The organism is Streptomyces sp. NPDC006265 (genome assembly GCF_040613555.1).
Taxonomy (GTDB): Bacteria; Actinomycetota; Actinomycetes; order Streptomycetales; family Streptomycetaceae; genus Streptomyces.
Map to the genome: position 1 here is coordinate 1 of NZ_JBEXSH010001348.1, position 1,604 is coordinate 1,604.

Annotated in this window: 2 protein-coding genes; both read right to left on the minus strand. The window is 73.3% G+C overall.

Annotated elements, in window-relative coordinates; translation table 11 throughout:
- Window positions 1–84: 84 nt before the first annotated feature.
- Complete coding sequence (locus tag ABZ281_RS48710) at window positions 85–1,221, minus strand: peptidoglycan bridge formation glycyltransferase FemA/FemB family protein (RefSeq protein ID WP_356665201.1); 1,137 nt, start codon at window positions 1,219–1,221, stop codon at window positions 85–87.
- A 121-nt stretch (window positions 1,222–1,342) separates the two neighbouring features.
- A partial coding sequence (locus tag ABZ281_RS48715; RefSeq protein ID WP_356665203.1) for a hypothetical protein occupies window positions 1,343–1,604 on the minus strand: 262 nt, incomplete at its 5' end.

The following is a 1,604-nucleotide window of genomic DNA, read 5'->3' on the forward strand; positions in this document are numbered from 1 at the left end:
GCGCATGTCGTGGCGGCCGTCGCGGCGGCCGGCCCGGGTGGTGTGCCGACGCTGTGAACTCCCTGGGAAGACCCGGGAGTTTCCTCAGCGGCGCGAAAGGTAAACGTCGAACGCCTTGTAGAGCAGCCGGTTGAGCGGGTAGTCCCATTCGCCGAGGTACTCCACGGCCTCGCCGCCGGTGCCCACCTTGAAGCGGAGCAGGCCCAGCAGGTGGCTGGACTCCTCCAGGGTGTCGGTGATGCCGCGCAGGTCGTAGACGGCGGCGCCGAGTTCGTGCGCGTCGGTCATCATGCGCCACTGCACGGCGCTGCTCGGCTGGACCTCGCGGTGGCGGCTGGTGGAGGCGCCGTAGGAGTACCAGACGTGGTCGCCGACGATCAGCATGGTGGCCGCGGCGAGCACCTCGCCGTCGTGGTAGGCGAGGTAGAGCCGCATCCGGTCCGGGTGTTCGGCGGTGAGCGCGCTCCACATGCGCTGGAAGTACGGCAGCGGGCGGGGGACGAAACGGTCCCGCTCGGCGGTCTCGCTGTACAGCTCGTGGAAGGCCGGCAGGTCCCCCAGGTCGCCGCGCACGACCTTCACCCCGGCCTTCTCCGCCTTCTTGATGTTGCGGCGCCACTGCTGGTTCAGGCCGTTGTGGACGTCCTCCAGCGACCGGCCGGCGAACGGCACCTGGAAGACGTACCGGGGCTGCCCGGCGGCGAAGCCGTCCTCGCCGGAGGGCTCGGACCGCCGCCAGCCCATGTGGCGCAGACCGTCCGCGACCTGGTCGGCGCGCGGTTCGTACGACGTCGCCCGCACGTCGCGCAGCCGCCGGGCGGCCGGGTCCGCGATCGCCGTCTTGACCGCGTCGGCGCTCCAGCGGCGCACCACGACCGGCGGGCCCATCCGCACCGCGAAGGCGCCGCGCCGTCTCAGGTGCGCGAGCATCGGCTCCAGCAGGCGGTCGAGGCCGGGCCCGTACCAGTCGAGGAGCGGGCCCTCGGGCAGGTACGCGAGGTAGCGCGGCAGCCCGGGCACCCGCGGCCCGGGCAGCGGGCGCAGCAGCACCAGTCCCGCGCCGACGAGCTGCCCGCCGCCGTCGAACCAGCCGAGGCTCTCCGCCTGCCAGTCGGGTTTCACCTCTCCCCAGGACGGGACCTGGGTGTGGCTGGCGGAGGGGCGGGCCGTGACGAACGCGAGGTGCTCCTCACGGGTGATCGGCTGGACGCGTACGCTCATGCGCGGGCTCCTTCGAGCAGCGGCCCTCGACGGGCAGTGACTGGTCCCGCGAGCCTAGGAGCGGGCCCGTCCCTCCCCCGGCTCAGACACTCGGGTGGGCCCGTGCCGTGGCCCGAACGCCTCACGCGCCGTCGCGCCGGAGGCCCTCCTCCAGTGCCTCGGCCAGGACCTCGGCCAGGTGTCTGCCCCGCACGCCCGCCAGCTGCTCCAGCTGGGTGCGGCAGGAGTAGCCGTCCGCCAGGACCACCGTGCCGTCCGGGGCGTCCCGTACGGACGGCAGGAGTTGCTCCTCCGCGCAGGCGGCGGACACCTCGAAATGGCCCTTCTCGAAGCCGAAGTTTCCCGCGAGGCCGCAGCAGCCGCCGCTCAGTTCGCCGGTGAGC